Below are 20,300 nucleotides of genomic sequence, written 5' to 3'. Positions count from 1 at the left end.
TCGACCGCCGTGTGCTTGCAACGATTACAAAATGCTGCGGCTCAGTCCACCCGCAGCACAATTTTGCCAATGTGATCGCCACCTTCCATGCGCGCATGCGCCTGGGCCGCATCGTTCAGTGAGTAGACCTTGTCGATGATCGGCAGGCAGCGCCCGGCGGCCAGCACCGGCCACACGTGTTCGCGCAGTTGCTCGGCAATTGCGGCCTTTTCCTCCGAGGTACGCGCACGCAGCAACGAACCCGTGATCACCGCGCGTTTGGCCATGATCGCCAGCAGGTCGACGTCGTTGGCCCGTCCGCCGCCGAGAAAGCCGAGCATTACCAGCCGGCCATCCATTGCCAATGCGCTGACATTACCATTGAGGTACGAGGCACCCATGATATCGAGAACCGCGTTTACCCCTTGGCCTGCAGTCTTTTCGGCGATGACCGCGGCGAAGTCTTGCTCGCGATAATTGATCGGCTGGCCACCCAGTTCGCTGATGGCCGCGCATTTATCCGCGCTGCCGGCAGTGGCAAAGGCTTCGATGCCAAACTCGCGGCATAGCATCAACGCGGTGGTACCGATGCCGCTGGTGCCGCCGTGGATCAACACGCGCTGACCACGCTGGGCGTCGCCGAGGCCGAACAGGTTGGCCCACACCGTAAAAAAGGTTTCCGGGATGGCGGCGGCCTGCACCCAATCCAGACCATCGGGGATCGGCAGGGTTTGCCCGGCCGGGACGGTGCAGTACTCGGCGTAACCGCCACCGTTGGTCAGCGCGCAGACCTTGTCGCCCACGGCAAACTCGCTGACGCCGGCGCCCAGCGTCACGACTTCGCCGGCCACTTCCAGGCCGGGGATCGGATTCATTCCGGGCTTCATCGGGTATTTGCCGGCACGTTGCAGGGCGTCGGGGCGGTTGATCCCGGCGGCATGCACGCGAATCAGCACTTCACCGGCTGCGGCGATGGGCAGCGGCACATGTTTGGCCTGCAAGACTTCGGGGCCACCAGGTTGGGTGATTTCGATACGGGTCATTTCGCTGGGCAGTGTCATATCCGGTCCTGTTGCGTAGGTGGTCTGTAGGTGGGAGTTCAGAGGAGCGCCAATGATTCCCTGCAAAAGCATTTCAAGCTTGAGAACAGGGGTGAGGATATCGGCTATTGTTGCTGCTTTAACGCAGCGTTTTGGCGGCACGGTGATGCAAATCTGCATCAACGGGGGAACAGATGAATTGGGATGACGCACGGGTATTTCTCGCGGTCTGTCGCGAGTCGACACTGCGCGGCGCGGCACGGGTGTTGGGTGTGGATCAAGCCACCGTCGGACGGCGGATTACCGCACTGGAAAAGTCCCTCAGCGCAACGTTGTTCCTGCGCACGTCTGACGGCTATGCGCTGACCGCCGTCGGTGAAGCGGCGCTCAGGTCCGTGGAGAAAATGGAGCATTCGGCGCTGGAGCTGGAGCGGCAGATCCAGGGGCTGGATGATCGCCTGACCGGCACGGTGCGGGTCAGCACCACCGATTCGCTGGCCATCGACTTCCTGATCCCGGCCATCGCCCGCCTGCATGAACTGCATCCGGACGTACGCGTGCAGTTGGACGCCTCCACGCAGATCCTCAGTCTGGCCAAGCGCGAGGCGGATATCGCCGTACGCAACACCCGGCCCGACAATCCGGACCTGATCGCCCGGCGCATCGCGCGCTGGCCAACGGGATTGTTCGCCTCAAAAGCTTACGTTGACGCCCACGGAGAACCTGAACCCGGCAGTGCTTTCGCCGGGCATGATCTGGTGGTTTATCAACCGTATCTGCAGAGCAACCGGGACCTGAACCTGGTGGGGGAGCCGATCAGCCGCGGACGAATCGTCGCCAGCCTCGGTTCCAGCCTGTTGATGCGTCGCTCGATTGCGGCGGGTATTGGTGTAGGAGAAATCCCGCTGTACATGGGCGAGCGCGACGGTCTGGTGCGGCTCTGGCCGCAGCGTACCCGGCCGCAGCCGTATGAGGTGTGGCTGGTGACCCATGCGGACCTGCGTCATACCGCGCGGGTGAGGGCAGTGATCGAGCAGATCGTCGAGGTGTTTGCGTCGGAAAACGAGTAAGGCGCGTTTTCTCGGCGAACTCACAAGGTCTGACGAAATGGCCTACGCCGGACGCAGAATCCGCTGGCTTGTAGGCCGAAGGACCGGGGGCTATCGTACCCAAAGGCTGGTGCGAGGCCGCACGCTTGCACTGGAGTGACATACCACGGACGGTATCGGTAGCCCGATAAAGGTGTCGAATTGGAAGCCAGGGAATTCAGTCACTTTCAAAGCAGTGACATAACGGGTAACGGTCAGAGTACGCAAGTCATGGGCGCCATCAGTCGAGAAGAGTTCAACGCCAGGATCGAGACCATCGAGACACGAATGGATGCTCGACTGGACGCGGTATCAATGAAAATTGACGGGTTTTTATCTGTTCAGGGAGAACGGGACAAAACTCAAGTCGAACGAGACAAACGCTACGACTTGATTACGCAAGAGATGCGCAGAATTGCCGACGGCGCGCAGGACGCAGCAAGGCAAGGCGCCACCGTCAAGGCCAACGTCTGGGCAGCAACGGCTGTCCAGTTACTTGGAATAGTCGCCATCGTCGTTGGGGCCTATTACGCCAACCAAGCCAACATGTACGTAGCGATACAAACCACCTTCGCGGCGGTCCAGGCGGGCAAGGATGCCCACACACTCAAATCGCCGGAGTTGCCAACGCCACTGCCACCGCAATAAAAAACGGCCTTCAAATGAAGGCCGTTTTTGCAGGCGTTAAACCCGTGGCTCATGGCATTTGCGGCAACTCCTGCGGCCGCAGATCAAACACCAGCACTTCGGCATCCACGCCGTTGCTCAAGGTCAGGGCCTGTTCTTCACGAACCCTCACACCGTCGCCTTCCTGCAACTGCACGCCGTTGAGCTCCACGCTGCCACGCGCCACATGCACGTAGGCATAACGGTTGGCCGGCAGTTTCAGCGTTGCGCTTTCCTGGCCGTCGAACAGGCCGGCGTAGACCCGTGCGTCCTGACGTACTTTCAGCGAACCATCAGCGCCGTCCGGCGAGATGATCAGTTGCAGGCGGCCGCGTTTTTTCTGCGCACTGAAGTGCTCTTGCTGGTAGCGCGGCTTGGCACCGGCCACTTCCGGCACGATCCAGATCTGCAGAAAGTGCACAGGCCGGGTGACCGAATGGTTGAACTCGCTGTGGGCCACGCCGCTGCCGGCGCTCATCAGTTGCACATCACCAGGGCGGATCACCGAACCGGTGCCCAGGGTGTCCTTGTGCTCCAGCGCACCTTCAAGCACGTAGGAAAAGATCTCCATGTCGCGATGTGGGTGCTGGCCGAAACCCTTGCCGGCCGCCACGCGGTCATCGTTGATCACCAGCAGGTCGGAAAAACCCTGTTCGCGTGGATCGCGGTAACTGGCAAAGGAAAAGGTGTGGAAGGACTTCAGCCAGCCATGATTGGCGAGGCCACGGTCGGAAGCTTTGCGAAGGGTCAGCATGATGGATTCTCCTTGCGGGACGTTGATTCGTCCGAGTGAGGAGAAGGTTACTGTTAAACGATGGATGCAATAAGTAGATGGAAATTGAAATACTGTCCTTCTCAGGTTGACAGTTTTGCGCAGTCGATCACGCATTCTTTTCGCCGCTCTCTACGCACTTGGCCATAATGCGAGGCTTGCTTCCTTTTCCTTGATTTCAGTGATGTTCACCCATGAAAACCGTGGCAATGGTGCTGTTTCCCGACTTTCTTCTGCTCGACATGGCCGGTCCCATGGAGGTGTTTTCGGTCGCCAATCGCTACTTGAAGCCCGAAGATCACTATCAACTGATTACCCTGGGCACCGAGCGCGGGATGCTGCGGGCGTCCAATGGCGTGCAGGTGCAGACCGACCGCCATATCGACGACCCGACCCAGGCCTTCGACCTGTTGCTGGTACCGGGTGGGCCGGGTGCCTATAACGAAAGGCACCCGGCGCTGCTCGCCTGGCTGCGGCGCGCGGTGAGGCAGGCTGGTTGCTACGGTTCGATCTGCACCGGGGCTTTTGTGCTCGGGCATGCCGGTCTGCTCGACGGTTATCGCGTGACCACGCACTGGAACTACACCGAACGACTGATCAAGGCCTTCCCCGAGGCGCAGGTGGAGACCGACCGGATCTACACGGAAGACCGCAATCTGATTACCTCGGGGGGCGTGACCGCCGGTATCGATCTGGCGCTGGCCGTGGTCGCCCGGGATCATGGGAAAAAAGTCGCTCAGGACGTGGCCAAGGTGCTGCTGGTGGTGATGAAACGACAGGGCGGACAAGCACAGTTCAGTCCGTTGATGGCGGCAGTATCCCCCCAGGAAACCGCGATCACGCGGGTGCAGAACCATGTCCTGGAACACCTCGAAGAAGCCTTCACGGTCGAGCGCATGGCGGGTCTGGCGAACATGAGTACCCGGCACTTTGCGCGGCTGTTCGCGCGGGATGTGAGCATGACGCCGATGGAGTTTCTGCAAAACGCCCGGATCGATTGCGCGCGTAATCTTCTGGAGACCACCGAGCTGCCGTTGAAGACCGTCGCCTATAAAAGTGGTTTCGGCAGTGTGCGGCACATGCGTTTTCTGTTCACTGAAAAGCTTGGTCTGACCCCGGCGCAATACCGCGAACAGTTCAGCTAGAGCGGTTGTGTCCGTCCGGTGCATCCGGATGTCCGTGTTGCGCCCCGTACGGAGGTTGTGCCGTTACCGGCGCCTGCCAAGATAAACGGCAACGCTTGGGAGGGAGAGGCACTGGACGCCGAGGGCATGCTGCCCGCAGGCGCTGGCGCTGAAAAACGGCATGAACAGCCACAATGATTTACCTGCGGCATCGGTCTTGCATTTCGGGCCATACGCCTTTCATCTGCGCCAACGGTTGATCCTCGAAGGGGATCGACAGTTGCGCATGGGCGGGCGCGCCCTCGATATTTTGCAGGTGCTGGTCGAGCACGCTGGTCGAGTGGTGCGCAAGGAGCAGTTGATCGCCTGGGTGTGGCCGGACAGTGTGGTCGAAGAGATCAACCTGCGGGTGCACATCGCTGCGTTGCGCCGGGCGCTGGGCGATGGTGAGAACGGCCAGCGTTATATCGTCAACGTGCCGCAATGTGGTTACAGCTTTATCGCCCCGGTGCACGGCGACAGTGTCGCGCAAGTGGTATTCGAAACCCTGCAGGCGCCGCAACATAACCTGCCCGCACGCTTGACCCCGGTCATCGGCCGCGATTCGCTGGTCGGCAGCCTGGTGCGACAAATGCCGCTATGCCGGCTGATGACGTTGACGGGCCCGGCGGGCATCGGCAAATCCACGGTGGCGCTGCGGGTGGCCGAGTTGCTGTTGCAGCATTATCGCGACGGTGTCTGGTACATCGACCTGTCCATTGCCGATGATGCGCCGTCGTTGCTCGACTGTCTGCTGCACATTCTGGATACCTCGTTCGATACGTTAGCGTCGCGGCATGCCTTGCTGATCCTGGATAACGGCGAGCGGCGTCGCGAATCATGCCGGGCGCTGGTGGAACGATTGCTGTTGGCGGCGCCACGGCTGGCGCTACTGGTCACCAGTCGCGAACCGCTGCAAGCCCATCTAGAGACCCTGCAACCGATTGCGCCATTGACCTTCCCCAAGGCGTTGGCGCCGGCCAGTGTCGACGAGCTCATGGGCTATTCGGCGGTGCAATTGCTGGTCAGCCGTGCGCGTGCCCGTCAGCACGATTTCCGCCTGCGCGAGCAGGATCTGCACACCGTGTGCGCGATCTGTCGGCGCCTGGACGGTTTGCCGCTGGCCATCGAACTGGCGGCTGCGCAAATCGATGCGCTGGCGCTGGTGGGGCTGTTAGCGCAACTGGACAACGGTCTGCGCCTGCTCAGTCATGGCCGACGCACCGCGATGCCCCGGCATCAATCCATGAGCGCCGCGCTGGACTGGAGTTATCAGGATCTGCGTCCCTGTGAACGACGGGTATTGCAGCGCCTGTCGGTGTTCAACATGGCCTTCACCGCGGACGCTGCGCTGCGGGTCATTGACGGTGCGCATCTGCGGGCGGTGATTGAACGCCTGGCCGCCAAGTCATGGCTGACGATGGAGCGCGGTGGAGATTCGACGCGGTATCGGATGCTCAACACCCTTCGCTGTTATGTCCGCGAACAGCTGGAAACCAGCGCTGAACGGATGGAAAACCTGCAGCGTCATGTCCTGTACAGCGGACGAAATCGATCAAGCGCGGGCGGACAACTGGCCACGCAACGCGTCGAGCAATGAGCGCACTTTGCGCAGGTCCGGGGTGGCATAGCCTTCGGTGAAGCGCTGGTAGATCGGGGTCAGCAGATCCAGTGCCTCGCGATGGCGTGATTGACGCTGCCACAGTTGAGCCAAAGACGTGGCGCTGCGTAGCTCCCAGGCCAGCGCGCCTTGGGAACGGGCGATGGCGAGAGCGTTTTGCAGGAGTTGTTCTGCCTGCTCGCTGAGGCGTCCCTGCGCACAACCCGCCTCATCCGCCAATAACCGCTCAGCCTCGGCCCGCAACACTTCTGCGGTGCTCCAGCCTGCCGCACCGCTGTGCGCCCGCTCCAGCAACGCATCATCGATATGGCGAGCATCGAGCGTGACCATCAGCTCCTTGATCAGCCCGTTATCCGCCGGCGCGTCGGGCTGGGCCAGATGCTTATCGATCACCTGCGCATAGTGCCGGCCCCAGCGATAGAACAGCAGCACCGAGTGCTTCTGCGCCTGCTCCAACAGCAGTTGCAACAGCGCGCGAGCGTTCTTGTCGTCGCCGTTGTAATGCGCGATCAGACAGCTGGCCAGCGCCAGGGTGTAGCAGATCGAAGTGCCGTGATTGATCTGCACCGCGATGTCCAGCGCCTGCCGAGCGGTGCGCCAAGCCTGTTCGGGAAACCCCTGCAGCCACAGCACCCGGGCAAGAATGGTCAGCGAAGCCACGCTTTGGTCGTACTGCACGCCGAAACCGTGGGTGAAGCGGTTGCGATAGCCACTGTGGGCCATGCGCTGGATCACTTGCTCGGCACTGACCCGCGCTTGCGGCTGGTCGCCGGCGAAGTGCAGGGCGAGGACGCGCAAGCGGTGAATGCTCAACGACAGCAGTGGCTCGTCGTGGCCGCCGAGACGATCGAACTGTTCGCTTTGCAGCAATGCCGCCTGGTAATGCCCGCAACTGAGATTGACCGCCAGGTGCCCGGAGATGGCACGCAACTGTCCGGCGACATCGTTTTGCTGTTGCGCCAATGCGTTGGCTTGAGTGAAGGCGTCGACAGTCTCCGGCGAACCGCCCCAGGTGTGGTAGCAGGCGCTGCCGAGTGCCAGTTGCAGAGCAATCTCCAGACGTGGGCAGGGTTGCTCGGCACCGCCGAGCAAGGTCAGTGCCTGGCGCACATGGTCGCCATATTCCTTGAGCAAGGACAGCTCTTGCCACAACGCGGCTGACGTCGCCGTCAAACGGATGCCGAGATGGCGCGAGCCGTTGCCGTGCAAACTCCAGTCGAGGGCGGCGCGCAGGTCTTCCAGGCTTCGGGCATAGCGCTCGATCCACTGCGTGCTCGGAGTGCTTTCCCATTCGGTCTGCGCCTGCTCCATCAATGCCAGACAGCGTTCGGCGTGGCGTTCGCGCAGGGTTTCGTGCTCGCCGCTGTATTCGAGTTTTTCCAGGGCGTAATGGCGGGTCGTGTCGAGCAGGCGATAAAACACTTCTTCATCGCCAACATCCACATTCAACAGCGATTTACCCACCAGTTGCGTGACCGACGCGAGTACCTGCGTCGGATCGATGTGCTGACCGACGATCACCGCCGCGGCCGATGCCAGGCTGAAGCTGCCGCGAAAGACCCCGAGGCGGCGCAGACAGGTCTGCTCGCAGGGGCTGAGCAGGTTGAAGCTCCAGTCCAGTGTGGCGTGCAATGTCTGGTGCCGCGCATGGCGCGGGTGGTTGCCCGCCGCCAGCGGGTGCAGATGGCCCTGCCATTGCTCCAGCAAGCCGTTCAGGCCCAGGCTCTCGACCTGCGCTGCCGCCAGCTCCAGGGCCAGCGGAATACCGTCCAGGCGCCGACAGATTTCCATGGCCAGCGGTACGTCGGCGTCGCTCAGTTCAAAGTGTTCATGGGCGCCCATGGCCCGTTCGACGAACAGTTGCAGGGCAGCAAAACCCATCGCCTGCTGGCGATCGAGAACGGCCATCGCTGGCGGGCAATCGAGGGATTCCAGACGCTGCACGAACTCGCCTTCAGCGCGCAGGCTTTCACGGCTGGTGGCCAGAATGTGCACCTGCGGCGCGCCGCTCAGGAGGCTCTCGACGAGCAGCGCCACGGCATCGATCAGGTGCTCGCAATTGTCGATCACCAGCAGCATCTGGCGCTCGCGCAAATCGTTGATCACACCCGCCAGCGGCTCGCCGTCGTGCACTGGCAGATCAAGCAGGGTTGCCAGTTGCGAGGCGATCAGCGTCGGGTCGTTGAGCGGTGCCAGATCCAGCAGGCGGATGCCGTCGCGATAGCGTCCGAGCAACTGCTCGGCGACGCGCAGGGCGACGGTGGTCTTGCCGATTCCGCCGGGGCCGACCAGGGTGATGCAACGCTGTCGCGGCAGTTGCTGCATCAGATTGTCCACCAGCGGCTGGCGGCCGATCATCCGGGTATGGCGCAACGGCAAATTATGGCGTCCGGGTGCTGCCTCCAGCAGCCGTTGTCCGCTGACTTGCACCGTCAGCGGGGCAACGAAACTGTAGCCGCGCTGGGCCACGGTGACGATGTAGCGCTGGCCGGCCTGACCATCGCCCAGCGCCTTGCGCAGGGCGGCCATGTGTACTCGCAGATTGATGTCTTCGACGACACTGTCCGGCCACACGCCAGCGAGCAGTTGCTGCTTGCTCACCACTTCACCGGCATGCGCCAGCAGCATCAGCAGAATGTCCATGGCGCGCCGACCCAGGCGCAGCGGCTGGTCACCTTCCATGACCAGCCGCTGCCCGGTGTAGATCCGATAGGGGCCGAAGCCGATGGCCTGATTCGGGGAAAGACTCAACAGCACACTCCTGCGGTGATGCGGCGATCCTGGCAAATGAACGCTGCGTGAGGACGCAGATCGTCGAGTGCAAGGTATCGCAGCATATTCCTCAGGTTTGGCCATCAGTGCAACGTCGGGCTCCTGCGCAACGCTCAAAAGGTCATGGGCCGGGTCCGGGTGTCCTGGTTTTCACGCATGACCTGACAGCGCCAGGCGAACGGATTGATCCCTTCGCTGCGAGTAAACATGTGACAGAAATGTGCCTGATCGCAGAAGCCGCATTCCAGGCTGATCTGCGTCAGGCTCAGGCCCGTGTGGCGGATCAACAGCTTGGCGCGGGCGATGCGCTGTTCGCGGATCCAGTCCTGGGGTGCCTGGCCGGTGCTGGCCTTGAACGCCCGGGAGAAATGGCTGCGCGACAGCGAGCAGGCGCGTGCCAGCTCGGCCACTTCCAGGCTTTCTCCGAGGCGTTCGAGGATCAGTTGTTTGACCTGCCGCTCCCGTTGCGGGCTGAGGCCGCCGATGAGCGGCTTGCGGGGTTCGCTGGCAGGGGCGAGGGCGACTGATTGCTGTAAAAGAGCCATGGCCAAAGTCCGTGTCGTGGGGGCAAAAACAACGCTGCGCAGAGGCCTGCATTGTTAAGACGCGAGAGGCAGGCTGACGAGTTAATCGTTGTTAATTCGCAGGCCTGACCCGGATGCAAACCGCCGTTGATCGGGTAAAGTGCTCAGCACTTGCGACTGGTCATAGAAGGAATTGCCGCCCATGAACCGTAACGATCTGCGTCGCGTCGACATGAACCTGCTGGTGATTTTCGAAGCGCTGATGTTCGAAAAGAACCTGACCCGCGTCGCCGAAAAACTGTTCATGGGCCAGCCGGCAGTGAGCGCGGCGCTGGGACGTTTGCGCGACCTGTTCGATGATCCGTTGCTGCTGCGCAACGGTCGCAGCATGGAGCCGACCGCCCGCGCGCTGGCGATTCTGCAGGAACTGCAACCAGCGATGGATGTGATCTCCGGCGCGGTCAGCCGGGCCAAGGAGTTCGACCCGGCGAGCAGTTGCGACGTGTTCCGCATCGGCCTGTCGGATGACGCCGAGTTCGGTCTGTTTCCGCCGCTGCTGCGACAGCTCCAGCAAGAGGCACCCGGGATTGTCGTGGTGGTGCGCCGTGCCAACTATCTGTTGATGCCGGCGCTGCTGGCGTCCGGGGAAATCTCGGTCGGGGTCAGTTACACCACCGATCTGCCGGCTAATGCCAAGCGCAAGAAGCTGCGCGATATTCCCTGCAAAGTGCTGCGCGGCGATGACCGTCCCGGGCCGCTGACACTGGACGAATACTGCGAGCGCCCGCACGCGATGGTGTCGTTCTCCGGCGACCTGAGCGGCAATATCGACCTGGATCTGGCCAAGCTCGGCCGGCGGCGGCGCGTGGTGCTCGGTGTGCCGCAGTTCAGCGGTTTGCGCGCGTTGCTCGCCGGCACTGAAATGATAGCCACCGTGCCGGACTATGCCGCGTGTGCGCTGGTCGAAGGCTGCAACCTGCGCGCTGAAGATCCACCGTTTCCGATCGACGCCGCGCAACTGTCGATGGCCTGGAGCGGGGTGCACGACAACGACCCGGCCGAGCGCTGGCTGCGCTCGCGGATCAGCCAGTTCATGGCGGCGCCGCTGGATATCCCGCTTGCTTGAACACACCGCAAAACCCCTGTAGGAGTGAGCCTGCTCGCGAAGATACCTCCACAGTCACCATTGTTGGCGCCTGACACACCGCATCGCGAGCAGGCTCACTCTTACAGAAGTCCGGATGGCCTGAAAGAGAGCACATCCATTCAATTTTCCACCGCCCGCACCGAGCATGATTCACCCCGATAAGAAATAAAGGGTGGGGTCATGAACGCTTTGCAAAGGGATGAACGGGCGCGCGACGCCGGTTTGCTGTTTCTGCGGGTCAGCGGCGGATTGTTTCTGCTGTGGGTGCACGGCTTGCCCAAGCTGTTGAATTTCAATGCGCAATTGCAGCAGATCGAAGACCCGTTTCATCTAGGGGCGCACCTGACCCTCAGCCTGGCGATTTTCGCCGAAGTGCTCTGCCCGCTACTGATCGTCGCCGGAGTGCTGGCGCGATTGGCCTGCTTGCCTATTCTTTTTGTTCTGCTGGTGGCGCTGCTGGTCGTGCATCCGCAATGGAGTGTGGCCGAGGGGCAATTCGGCTGGTTGCTGTTGATCCTGTTCGCCACTGTGTTTATCGCCGGGCCGGGACGCCTGGCGCTCAATGTCCGTCTGCCCGGAGTGCTGCGTTATGCCTGAAGCCTTGAGTCCAAAAGCACCGGGGGTCGGTGAGACCGTGACCCTGATCGTCAAGCATCGGGTCAAGGCCGGGTTTGAACAGCCTTACGAGGCGTGGTTGCGCAACATCGTCAGGGTCGCCGGGCAGCGCGACGGCCACCTCGGGGTCGATGTGGTGCGCGGCAAGCTCAAAGGCCTCGACACCTACACCTGCGTCCTGCGCTTTTGCTCCACCGAGGCCATGCAGCTGTGGCTGGAGTCGCCGCAGCGTCAGGCGCTGGTGGATGAAGCAGCGCCGATGCTCGCCGATGGCGACCAGACCGAAGTCGCGCCGGTCAACGAATTCTGGTTCGCACCACTGGCCGATGCCGCCAGGCCGCCACCGCGCTGGAAACAAGCGGTGATCACCCTGCTGGTGATTCTGCCGCACACGCTGCTGGTGCCGCTGATCTGGGGGCCTCTGCTCAAGCTGCATCCGCTGCTTTCCAACTACGTGGTCGCCACGTTCCTGATCACCCTGACCATCGTCCTGTCGGTGGTGTACGTGTTCATGCCCCGCGTGACCCGGTTGTTCGCGCCGTGGCTGGAAGCCGGTCAGGCCCATGCTCACGTCGAGCCCGCGAAACAGCCGTCACGCTGAACCCCATTCATTTCTCTCGAAAGGAACTGCGATGAACGCCGATCTGATTCTGTTCAATGGCCAATTTCATACCGTAGACCGCAGCAAGCCGCTGGCCAGTGCGGTGGCGATCAAGGACGGCCGCTTTGTCGTCGTCGGTAACGACACCCAGGCCATGGCCCTGCGTGGTTCGGCCACGCAAGTGATCGACCTGCACGGGCGCTGCGTGATCCCCGGCCTCAACGACTCGCACCTGCACCTGATCCGTGGCGGCCTGAATTACAACCTCGAACTGCGTTGGGAAGGCGTGCCGTCGCTGGCCGATGCGCTGCGCATGCTCAAGGAGCAGGCCGACCGCACGCCGACTCCGCAATGGGTGCGCGTGGTGGGTGGCTGGAACGAATTCCAGTTCGCCGAAAAACGCATGCCGACCCTCGAAGAACTCAACCAGGCGGCACCGGACACCCCGGTATTCGTCCTGCACCTGTATGACCGCGCGCTGCTCAACCGTGCCGCGCTGCGCGTCGCCGGTTACACCCGTGACACGCCGAACCCGCCGGGTGGCGAGATCGTCCGCGATGCCAACGGCAACCCGACCGGCATGCTGGTGGCAAAACCCAACGCGATGATTCTGTACTCGACGCTGGCCAAGGGGCCGAAGCTGCCGCTGGAATATCAGGTCAACTCGACCCGTCAGTTCATGCGCGAACTCAATCGCCTCGGCCTGACCAGTGCGATCGATGCCGGCGGTGGTTTCCAGAACTATCCCGATGACTATCAGGTGATCGAGCAACTGGCCAAGGACGACCAGTTGACCGTGCGCATCGCCTACAACCTGTTCACCCAGAAACCGAAAGAAGAACTCAGCGATTTCCAGAACTGGACCGGCAGCGTCAAGTTGCATCAGGGCGACGATTACCTGCGGCACAACGGCGCCGGCGAGATGCTGGTGTTCTCCGCGGCCGACTTCGAAGACTTCCTCGAACCGCGCCCGGACCTGCCGCAGACCATGGAGCAGGAGCTGGAACCGGTGGTGCGCCATCTGGTCGAGCAGCGCTGGCCGTTCCGCTTGCACGCCACTTACAACGAATCGATCAGCCGCATGCTCGACGTGTTCGAGAAGGTCAATCGCGACATTCCATTCAATGGTCTGCCGTGGTTCTTCGACCACGCCGAAACCATCACCCCGCAGAACATCGAGCGGGTGAGGGCGCTGGGCGGCGGCATCGCGATTCAGGATCGCATGGCGTTCCAGGGCGAATACTTCGTCGACCGCTACGGCGCGAAAGCCGCCGAAGCCACGCCGCCGATCAAACGCATGCTCGCCGAAGGCGTGCCAGTAGGCGCCGGCACCGATGCGACGCGGGTGTCCAGCTACAACCCGTGGACCTCGCTGTACTGGATGGTCAGCGGCCGCACCGTCGGCGGTCTGGCCTTGTACGAAGAAGGTCTGCCGCGCACCACCGCACTGGAACTGTTCACTCACGGCAGCGCCTGGTTCTCCTCCGAGCAGGGCAACAAGGGCCAGATCAAGGTCGGGCAACTGGCGGATCTGGCGGCGCTGAGCGCGGACTTTTTCCATGTCGAGGAAGACGCAATCAAGTGGATCGAGTCGGTGCTGACCGTGGTCGGCGGCAAGATCGTTTACGCCGCCGGCGATTTCGAAGACCTCGGCCCCCGCTCGATCCCCGTGCTGCCGGACTGGTCGCCGGTGGTCAAGGTGCCGGGCCACTGGCGGCCGAACTCGCCGTTGCAGGCGCAAGTGCACCAGTGCGTCGGTGCCTGCGCGGTGCACTCGCACAGCCATGAAAAGGCTCGACTGTCGAACGCACCGGTCAGCGACTTCGCCGGTTTCTGGGGCGCGTTCGGCTGTTCCTGTTTCGCTTTCTGATCCCTACAAAAAAGCGCCGGCCAACCGGCACGGCGCTTCTTGCAACATCCACCCAAGGAGTTTCCCATGAGCGTTCCCTACAAGCGTCTGAACAAAGATGATGCGGTCGTGCTGCTGGTCGATCACCAGACCGGTCTGATCTCGCTGGTGCAGGACTTCACCCCCAACGAATTCAAGAACAACGTGCTGGCACTGGGCGACATCGCCAAGTTCTTCAAGCTGCCGACCATCCTCACCACCAGTTTTGACGCCGGTCCGAACGGCCCGATCGTGCCTGAGCTGCGCGAGCAGTTCCCGGACGCGCCGTTCATTCAGCGTCCAGGCCAGATCAATGCCTGGGACAACGAAGACTTCGTCAAAGCGATCAAGGCTACCGGCCGCAAGCAACTGATCATCGCCGGTGTGGTGACCGACGTGTGCGTGGCGTTCCCGACCTTGTCAGCCATTGCCGAAGGTTATGAAGTGTTCGTGGTCACCGACTCGTCCGGCACTTTCAACACCACTGTGCAGCAAGCGGCGTGGGCGCGGATGTCGGCGGCCGGTGCCCACCTGCTGAACTGGTTCTCGGTGGCTTGCGAGCTGCAGGGTGACTGGCGCAACGACATGGAAGGCCTGGCGCATCTGCTGTCCGAGCGCCTGCCGAACTACCGCAACCTGATCAACAGCTACACCAAGTTCACGGCCAAGTAATTGCCTGAACTGAAAGTGCCCGCTTGATTGCGGGCATTTTCATGTGCAGTAAAAAGAGGCGCAATCCACCACCTCCTGTGGCGAGGGAGCTTGCTCCCGCTGGGCTGCGCAGCAGTCCCCGAAATCTTGTGAGCGCTGCGCACTCAAGCGGGAGCAAGCTCCCTCGCCACAAGGTTTGGCGTTCACCTGTTTGATAGGGCTAGCGCTTTTGCAGCCAACCCAAAAAACCACCCTTGCGCACCGCCACCGGTTTGGCCATCAACGCCAGCCGACTGCTCTGCTGTCGCACGGCCTGCAATTTGTTCAGCGCCTGGCCGACTTCGCTGCGCTGCGCCATGCATTGGCGCGCCAGGGTTTTGTCGAGGCGGTAGACGATGCTCGAGGTCAGCGCGGTGAACGTGGCTTGCGACGGCGTATCGGCGAGGATGCTCTGTTCGCCCATGACCTCGCTCGGCCCCATGCGCCCAGCCTCGGTCTGGCCGTTGCCATCGGGCACGGTCGCACTGACCACGCCGGTGGCGATGACAAACAGACTGTCGGGGACTTCATTCAGATCCAGCACCACCTGACCGGCCGCGTACTGCTGCGCGACCATCGATTCGGCGAGGCGATCACGTTCTTCATGGCTCAGCGAGCGAAAGACTTTCACTTCATCGAGCAACGCGCGGGCGCGGGTCGAGGGTTCGATCACGCCATCCGGATGCCGGGAAATACCTGCGGCTTCGAGATGCCGATGGGCGAGGTCGAACAGTTGATTGCGCACTTCGCCTTTGTTGCTCAGTTCACTGATGAAACCGCTGGCGACATACTCCGACATCTCCTCACCGGCCTCTTTCAACACGGCTTTGGGCGGCGGATTGAGCAGCAGGCTGCTGCTGCCCTGCAGGGTGCGGTCGAGAGCGTCGAGCACCCGCCGCGGGCGAATGTGATTCGGTACCTTGAGGCTGATCGAGACGCCGTGCAGGTTGCTCGGACGACTGAGATTGACGATCTTCGCCTTGGCTGCCACCGAGTTCGGCACTACCGCCAGGGTGCCGGTGCTGGTCAGCAGATGCGTGGCGCGCCAGTCGATGTCGAGCACCTTGCCCTCGACGCCGTCGATCACCACGAAGTCGTCGACCTGATACGGTTTGGTGGTGTTGAGCACGATCCCCGAAAACACGTCGCTCAAGGTGCTTTGCAGCGCCAGACCGACGACGATCGCCACCACCCCGGAGGTCGCCAGCAAACCTTTGACCGGCAGCTCCAGCACGTAACCGGCGGCCGCGACGATCGCTGCCAGAAACACCAGCGCGCCGATCACGTCCTGCAACAGCCGACCGCTGTGCCCGATGCGCCGCATCAGCGCCAGACCGATCACTTCGGTCAATACACGCGCGGCGTACAGCCACCAGACAATCCCCAGCGCCGTCGCGCCCAGTTGCATCACCCGGTCATCGGCGAACAGCGGCGCCTGCAACGGGCTGATCTCGGCGTTGATGATCAGTGCGCTGAAACCAAGGAACAGCGCCAGGCGAATACCGACTCTCGGTGCGCGATGCTGGAACAGGGCGAGGTGCCAGAGCAATGCGTCGAGCAGCAGCAGGGCGGCGCTCCAGGATAGTGGGTGGGTGAGGAGGATGGACATGATGTGCTCCACGATGATGAGCGCTGTTGTGGCGAGGGAGCTTGCTCCCGCTTGAGTGCGCAGCGCTCACACAATTTTGGGGCCGCTGCGCAGCCCAGCGGGAGCAAGCTCCCTCGCCACGGAATGTGGTCAGGCAAAAAACTCGCCACACCGTCAGGTGTGGCGAGTGAGGGGGCCTCAGTTCAGATGCGTCTTCAACTCCGCCGCCGCCTGCCGCACGGCCGCTTTCACTTCCGGAATCTGACTCAGCGGATTGAGCAAGCCAAAGTCATGAATCATCCCGTTGTAACGCACCGCGGTCACCGCCACACCGGCCGCATCCAGATGCCGCGCGTAGCCTTCGCCTTCATCCCGCAACACGTCGAATTCGGCGGTCTGCACCAGCGCGGCGGGCAGGCCCTTGAGCTGGTCGCTGCTGGCGTTCAGCGGCGAGGCGTGGATCTGCGCACGCTCGGCCGGGTTGGTGGTGTAGTTGTCCCAGAACCATTGCATCATGCCCTTGGTGAGGAAGTGGCCCTCGGCAAACTGCTGGTACGAGCCGTCGTCGAACTGCGCGTTGGTCACCGGCCACATCAGCAGCTGGAAGCGCAGGGCCGGGCTCTGCTTTTCTTTGGCCATCAGCGCCACGACCGCCGCCATGTTGCCGCCAACGCTGTTGCCGGCCACCGCCAGACGCTTGCCGTCGACGCCAATGTCCTTGCCATGCTCAGCCACCCATTGGGTCGCCGCGTAGGCCTGGTTGATCGCTGTCGGGTACTGCGCTTCCGGCGAAGGCGTGTAATCGACGTACACCGCGACCGCTCCAGAACCGACCACCAAATCGCGAATCAAGCGTTGGTGCGTCGGGTAATCGCCCAACACCCAACCGCCACCGTGGAAGAACATGAACACCGGCAACTCGCCTTTGACCTTGGCTGGACGCACCACTTTGAGGTGGATCGTCTGGCCATCGACGGTGATCGCCTTGTCGCTGACTTCAACCCCGGACAGGTCGACTTTCACCGACGCCTGAGCGCCAGTCAGCACTGCACGGGCATCCTTCGGGCTCAGTTGCTCCAGCGGTTTGCCACCGCCGGCGGCGAGGGCTTCGAGGAAGGCCTGGGTGGTGTGTTCGACACCCGGGCTGCCAGCGGCGAAAGCGTTGCCGACGGAGAGGGCGAGAAGGGATGCGGTCAGGGTCTTTTTGATGTTCATGCTCAATTCCTTTTTCGAAAGTTTTTGGTGTTGTGTCGGGCTGTTCTCAAACCGTGAACACAGATTAATGAGCTGTCGAAAAGTGAAAAAGCGGCTATAAAGCGTTTGACTGTCTACCAGAGAGTGACAATGAACCCGTTCGAAGACATGCGTATTTTTTGCCAGGTCATGGACTCCGGCAGCTTCACCGCCGCGGCCGATCAGTTGGGCCTGTCCAAGCAGTTCGTCAGCCGCCGTTTGATGCAGCTCGAAGAGCGCCTCGGTGTGCGCTTGTTGAACCGTTCCACCCGACGCCTCGATGTCACGCCACTGGGCCAGAGCTACTACGAATCGGCGCTGCGTCTGCTGGGCGAAGTGGAACAGGTCGAGCAGGGCATCGCCGGGCAGACCGCCGAGCCGCGCGGTACGATTCGCGTCAGTGCACCGCTGTCGTTTGCCGTGGCGCATCTGGGATGCCTGCTGCCGCTGTTCCTGCAGCGCTATCGCGAGGTCACCGTGGAGGTGGATTTGAGCGATCGCCCGGTGGACCTGCTCGGCGAAGGCTACGACCTGGCGCTGCGCATCGGTGTGCTGGAAGACTCGACGCTGATCGCCCGGCGCATCGCCGCCATCGAACGGGTGTACTGCGCCAGTCCCGCGTATCTGGCCGAACGCGGCACACCGCTCAATCCCGAAGACCTGCACAGACACGACTGCCTGCCGTACGGCCACGGTCGTTCGGTGCAGTGGCGCTTCAATGCGGGGCAGGGCAAGCCGCTGCTGGTCAACGTCACCGGGCGCATGCGAGTGAACAATGGCGAGCTGCTGCGTGATGCGGCGGTGCAGGGGATGGGGATTACCTATCTGCCGACGTTCATCGTTGGCGCGGCGCTGAAGGATGGGCGACTGGTGCCGGTCCTCGACGATTACCGCACTGAACCGCTGACCTTGTCGGCGGTGTATCCGCAACATCGCCAGGCTTCGCGACCGGTGCAGGCGCTGGTCGAATTCCTGCGTGAACGTCTCAACCAAATGTGACCACGCCAAAAGTGTGGGAGCGGGCTTGCTCGCGAAGAGGTCGTGTCAGTCGATATCCATGTTGACGGATACACCGCCTTCGCGAGCAAGCCCGCTCCCACAATGGCACTGTGGGTTGGCTTACAAGTTCGCAACAACCCGAATTGCCGAGCTGTTCTAGACTCGTGGCCGCTCAATCACGAGCATCGCCCGGAGTGCGCCATGGAAGTGCCCAACAATAAAACCGCCATCGACAGCAATCGACAGGCGTGGAACGATTCGGCTCGTCATCACCGTGAGTCGGCCGAATGGCAAGCGCTGTTGAACGACGTGTCCCAGGCTGATTTCTCTTGCCTCGACGATACCTTGCGCGGCTTGCTGGAGCAGGTCGGCGTCGACGGTAAAGAGGTGATTCAACTCGGTTGCAACAACGGCCGCGAAAGCCTGTCGCTGTTTGCCCTCGGCGCGCGCAGTGTGGTCGGCGTCGATCAATCGGAGGCGTTTCTCGAACAGGCCCGCGAGTTGAACCAGCGCTCGCCACACAACGGCGAATTCATCGAAAGCGATATCCATCACCTGCCGGCCGCGCTGCACAGCCGCTTCGACGTGGCGCTGATCACCATCGGTGTGCTGAACTGGATGCCCGACATCGGCGAGTTCTTCCGCCATGTCGCGCTGACTCTCAAACCGGGCGGCAAACTGGTGATCTACGAAACCCATCCGTTTCTGGAAATGGTCGATCCTGCAGGCGAAGACCCGTACCGCCTCGCCAGCTCCTACTTCCGCGCCGAGCCATTCGTGCAGGAAGAGCCGATCGTCTACGTGGGCAAGGTCGAGCAGCAGGCTGCCAAGTCCTACTGGTTCGTGCACACCCTCGGCGCCATCTTCAGCGGTGCCATCGCGGCCGGGCTGAACATCGCGCACTTCAAGGAATACCCGCATTCGAATCGGGAAGAAGTGTATGACCAGTACCTGAATCAGCCAGCGCAGATGCCGCTGTGCTTCACCCTGGTCGCCAGCAAGGCCTGAGATTTTTAGCCGAAGAATATGTTGAATCCGCCGGCCTCATCGCGAGCAGGCTCACTCCTACAGTTGAATGGTGTCGTACACAAATCCACTGTAGGAGTGAGCCTGCTCGCGATGAGGCCGAATGGCCACCATCGCTTTTACGATTGAATCAAGCCTGCGCCGTCGCACTCACCACCGGCCGTTCCGGTTTGCGCAGTGGTTCCAGGCGTGAGCCTTGATAGCGGGTTTCGCGGTAGAAGCGCCAGCGGCCGAACAGGCCGTAGACGTGGGTGATGCGCCCCTGTTCGTGGTAGCCCATGCGGAGGTGCAGCTTCATCGCCGGGATGTTGCGGGTTTCGCAGGTGTCCACGACGGTGTGGCAGCCCTGGGCGGCCATGGCTTCCCAGAGGGCGACTTGTACGTCCACCGACAGGCTGGTGCCGAAATACGGCCGGGCCATTTCGCCGCCGAATTCGAAGAACTCACCGGGTTTGACCGGGAACCAGCAGCCGTAATAGTGGCGGTCGTGGTAGTCGCGAATACTGCCCCAGATGAACGCCACCGCGTGACCGTCGGCATCAAGGTACATGTGCCCGGTATGACCCTCGGCGGCGAGTTCGGCCATGGTCTCGACGCGGTCGCCGAAGTGTTTGGCGAAGGCCCCGGTGTTGTGCGGCGTGATATCGACTTTGCGCAAGCCTTCGTACGGGCGCAGCTTGTGTGGCGGTACCGGGGAGACCAGATCGCGCTCCATCCACAGCAGCTCCCAGTGGAAGAACACGTAGCGTTTCCACAGGGTGGCGAAGACACGGCCGAGGCCTTTTTGACGAATGCGTTCGCGCAGTTTTTCGATAACACTCATGTTGCCCTCCGTGGCCGAGGCCCGGTGTAGTGGATGTTGCTTTTGTGGGTATAGATCACACCTGC

At 62.0% G+C, this 20,300-nt stretch carries 18 protein-coding genes; 11 read left to right on the top strand and 7 right to left on the bottom strand.

The window, feature by feature from the left end:
- Positions 1–41: 41 nt before the first annotated feature.
- Positions 42–1,040 (bottom strand): NAD(P)H-quinone oxidoreductase, encoded by a 999-nt coding sequence (locus tag AC27VU_RS12290; protein ID WP_488724163.1) that lies wholly within the window; start codon positions 1,038–1,040, stop codon positions 42–44.
- A gap of 173 nt (positions 1,041–1,213) precedes the next feature.
- On the opposite strand from AC27VU_RS12290, the gene AC27VU_RS12285 reads away from it, so the two are divergent.
- Both AC27VU_RS12285 and AC27VU_RS12280 read left to right on the top strand, forming a co-directional pair.
- Positions 1,214–2,089, top strand: coding sequence for a LysR family transcriptional regulator (locus AC27VU_RS12285; RefSeq protein ID WP_201137165.1), 876 nt, complete (start codon positions 1,214–1,216; stop codon positions 2,087–2,089).
- A 249-nt stretch (positions 2,090–2,338) separates the two neighbouring features.
- Positions 2,339–2,755, top strand: coding sequence for a hypothetical protein (locus AC27VU_RS12280; protein WP_103483629.1), 417 nt, complete (start codon positions 2,339–2,341; stop codon positions 2,753–2,755).
- Positions 2,756–2,804: 49 nt separating this feature from the next.
- Here AC27VU_RS12280 and AC27VU_RS12275 read toward each other — a convergent pair whose 3' ends face one another.
- Positions 2,805–3,527 carry a pirin family protein gene (locus tag AC27VU_RS12275; protein ID WP_488724162.1) on the bottom strand — a complete coding sequence of 241 codons (723 nt, stop codon included), beginning with the start codon at positions 3,525–3,527 and terminating at the stop codon, positions 2,805–2,807.
- A 212-nt stretch (positions 3,528–3,739) separates the two neighbouring features.
- On the opposite strand from AC27VU_RS12275, the gene AC27VU_RS12270 reads away from it, so the two are divergent.
- Both AC27VU_RS12270 and AC27VU_RS12265 read left to right on the top strand, forming a co-directional pair.
- Positions 3,740–4,690 carry a GlxA family transcriptional regulator gene (locus AC27VU_RS12270; RefSeq protein ID WP_201137167.1) on the top strand — a complete coding sequence of 317 codons (951 nt, stop codon included), beginning with the start codon at positions 3,740–3,742 and terminating at the stop codon, positions 4,688–4,690.
- Positions 4,691–4,850: 160 nt separating this feature from the next.
- A complete protein-coding gene (locus AC27VU_RS12265) occupies positions 4,851–6,308 on the top strand; it encodes an ATP-binding protein (RefSeq protein ID WP_488724161.1) in 1,458 nt (485 codons plus the stop codon).
- Here AC27VU_RS12265 and AC27VU_RS12260 read toward each other — a convergent pair.
- Entirely contained in the window at positions 6,264–9,080 is a 2,817-nt protein-coding gene (locus AC27VU_RS12260; protein WP_488724160.1) for an ATP-binding protein, read from the bottom strand. The genes AC27VU_RS12265 and AC27VU_RS12260 overlap by 45 nt on opposite strands.
- Before the next feature lie 134 nt (positions 9,081–9,214).
- A complete protein-coding gene (locus tag AC27VU_RS12255; protein ID WP_338802470.1) occupies positions 9,215–9,646 on the bottom strand; it encodes a helix-turn-helix domain-containing protein in 432 nt (143 codons plus the stop codon).
- Positions 9,647–9,827: 181 nt separating this feature from the next.
- Between AC27VU_RS12255 and AC27VU_RS12250 the strand changes: the two genes are divergently transcribed.
- The 5 genes from AC27VU_RS12250 (at position 9,828) to ycaC (ending at position 14,548) form a co-directional block, all read left to right on the top strand.
- Positions 9,828–10,751, top strand: a complete 924-nt coding sequence (locus tag AC27VU_RS12250; protein WP_103483598.1) for a LysR family transcriptional regulator — start codon at positions 9,828–9,830, stop codon at positions 10,749–10,751.
- A 201-nt stretch (positions 10,752–10,952) separates the two neighbouring features.
- Entirely contained in the window at positions 10,953–11,369 is a 417-nt protein-coding gene (locus AC27VU_RS12245) for a DoxX family protein (protein ID WP_103520179.1), read from the top strand.
- Positions 11,362–11,988, top strand: coding sequence for an antibiotic biosynthesis monooxygenase (locus tag AC27VU_RS12240; protein WP_488724159.1), 627 nt, complete (start codon positions 11,362–11,364; stop codon positions 11,986–11,988). The genes AC27VU_RS12245 and AC27VU_RS12240 overlap by 8 nt, the downstream gene beginning before the upstream one ends.
- Before the next feature lie 31 nt (positions 11,989–12,019).
- The gene (locus tag AC27VU_RS12235; RefSeq protein ID WP_488724158.1) at positions 12,020–13,858 is read left to right on the top strand and encodes an amidohydrolase; all 1,839 of its coding nucleotides are present in this window, start codon (positions 12,020–12,022) and stop codon (positions 13,856–13,858) included.
- 66 nt (positions 13,859–13,924) lie between these two features.
- Positions 13,925–14,548, top strand: coding sequence for an isochorismate family cysteine hydrolase YcaC (gene ycaC / locus AC27VU_RS12230; RefSeq protein WP_003226320.1), 624 nt, complete (start codon positions 13,925–13,927; stop codon positions 14,546–14,548).
- A gap of 199 nt (positions 14,549–14,747) precedes the next feature.
- Here the strand turns inward: ycaC and AC27VU_RS12225 are convergent, their stop codons facing one another.
- Entirely contained in the window at positions 14,748–16,175 is a 1,428-nt protein-coding gene (locus AC27VU_RS12225) for a mechanosensitive ion channel domain-containing protein (RefSeq protein ID WP_488724157.1), read from the bottom strand.
- A gap of 177 nt (positions 16,176–16,352) precedes the next feature.
- Positions 16,353–17,369, bottom strand: a complete 1,017-nt coding sequence (locus AC27VU_RS12220; protein ID WP_488724156.1) for an alpha/beta hydrolase — start codon at positions 17,367–17,369, stop codon at positions 16,353–16,355.
- Positions 17,370–17,498: 129 nt separating this feature from the next.
- On the opposite strand from AC27VU_RS12220, the gene AC27VU_RS12215 reads away from it, so the two are divergent.
- Positions 17,499–18,386 (top strand): LysR family transcriptional regulator, encoded by an 888-nt coding sequence (locus tag AC27VU_RS12215; RefSeq protein WP_488724155.1) that lies wholly within the window; start codon positions 17,499–17,501, stop codon positions 18,384–18,386.
- A gap of 201 nt (positions 18,387–18,587) precedes the next feature.
- Complete coding sequence (locus AC27VU_RS12210) at positions 18,588–19,394, top strand: class I SAM-dependent methyltransferase (RefSeq protein ID WP_488724154.1); 807 nt, start codon at positions 18,588–18,590, stop codon at positions 19,392–19,394.
- Between the two features lie 148 nt (positions 19,395–19,542).
- Here AC27VU_RS12210 and AC27VU_RS12205 read toward each other — a convergent pair whose 3' ends face one another.
- Entirely contained in the window at positions 19,543–20,235 is a 693-nt protein-coding gene (locus AC27VU_RS12205; RefSeq protein ID WP_488724153.1) for a GNAT family N-acetyltransferase, read from the bottom strand.
- Positions 20,236–20,300: the final 65 nt, after the last annotated feature.

This window comes from Pseudomonas sp. 14P5.3.2 (genome assembly GCF_057799175.1).
Note: the sequence above shows the minus strand (reverse complement) of the source record. Positions and strands in the feature narration are given on the sequence as shown.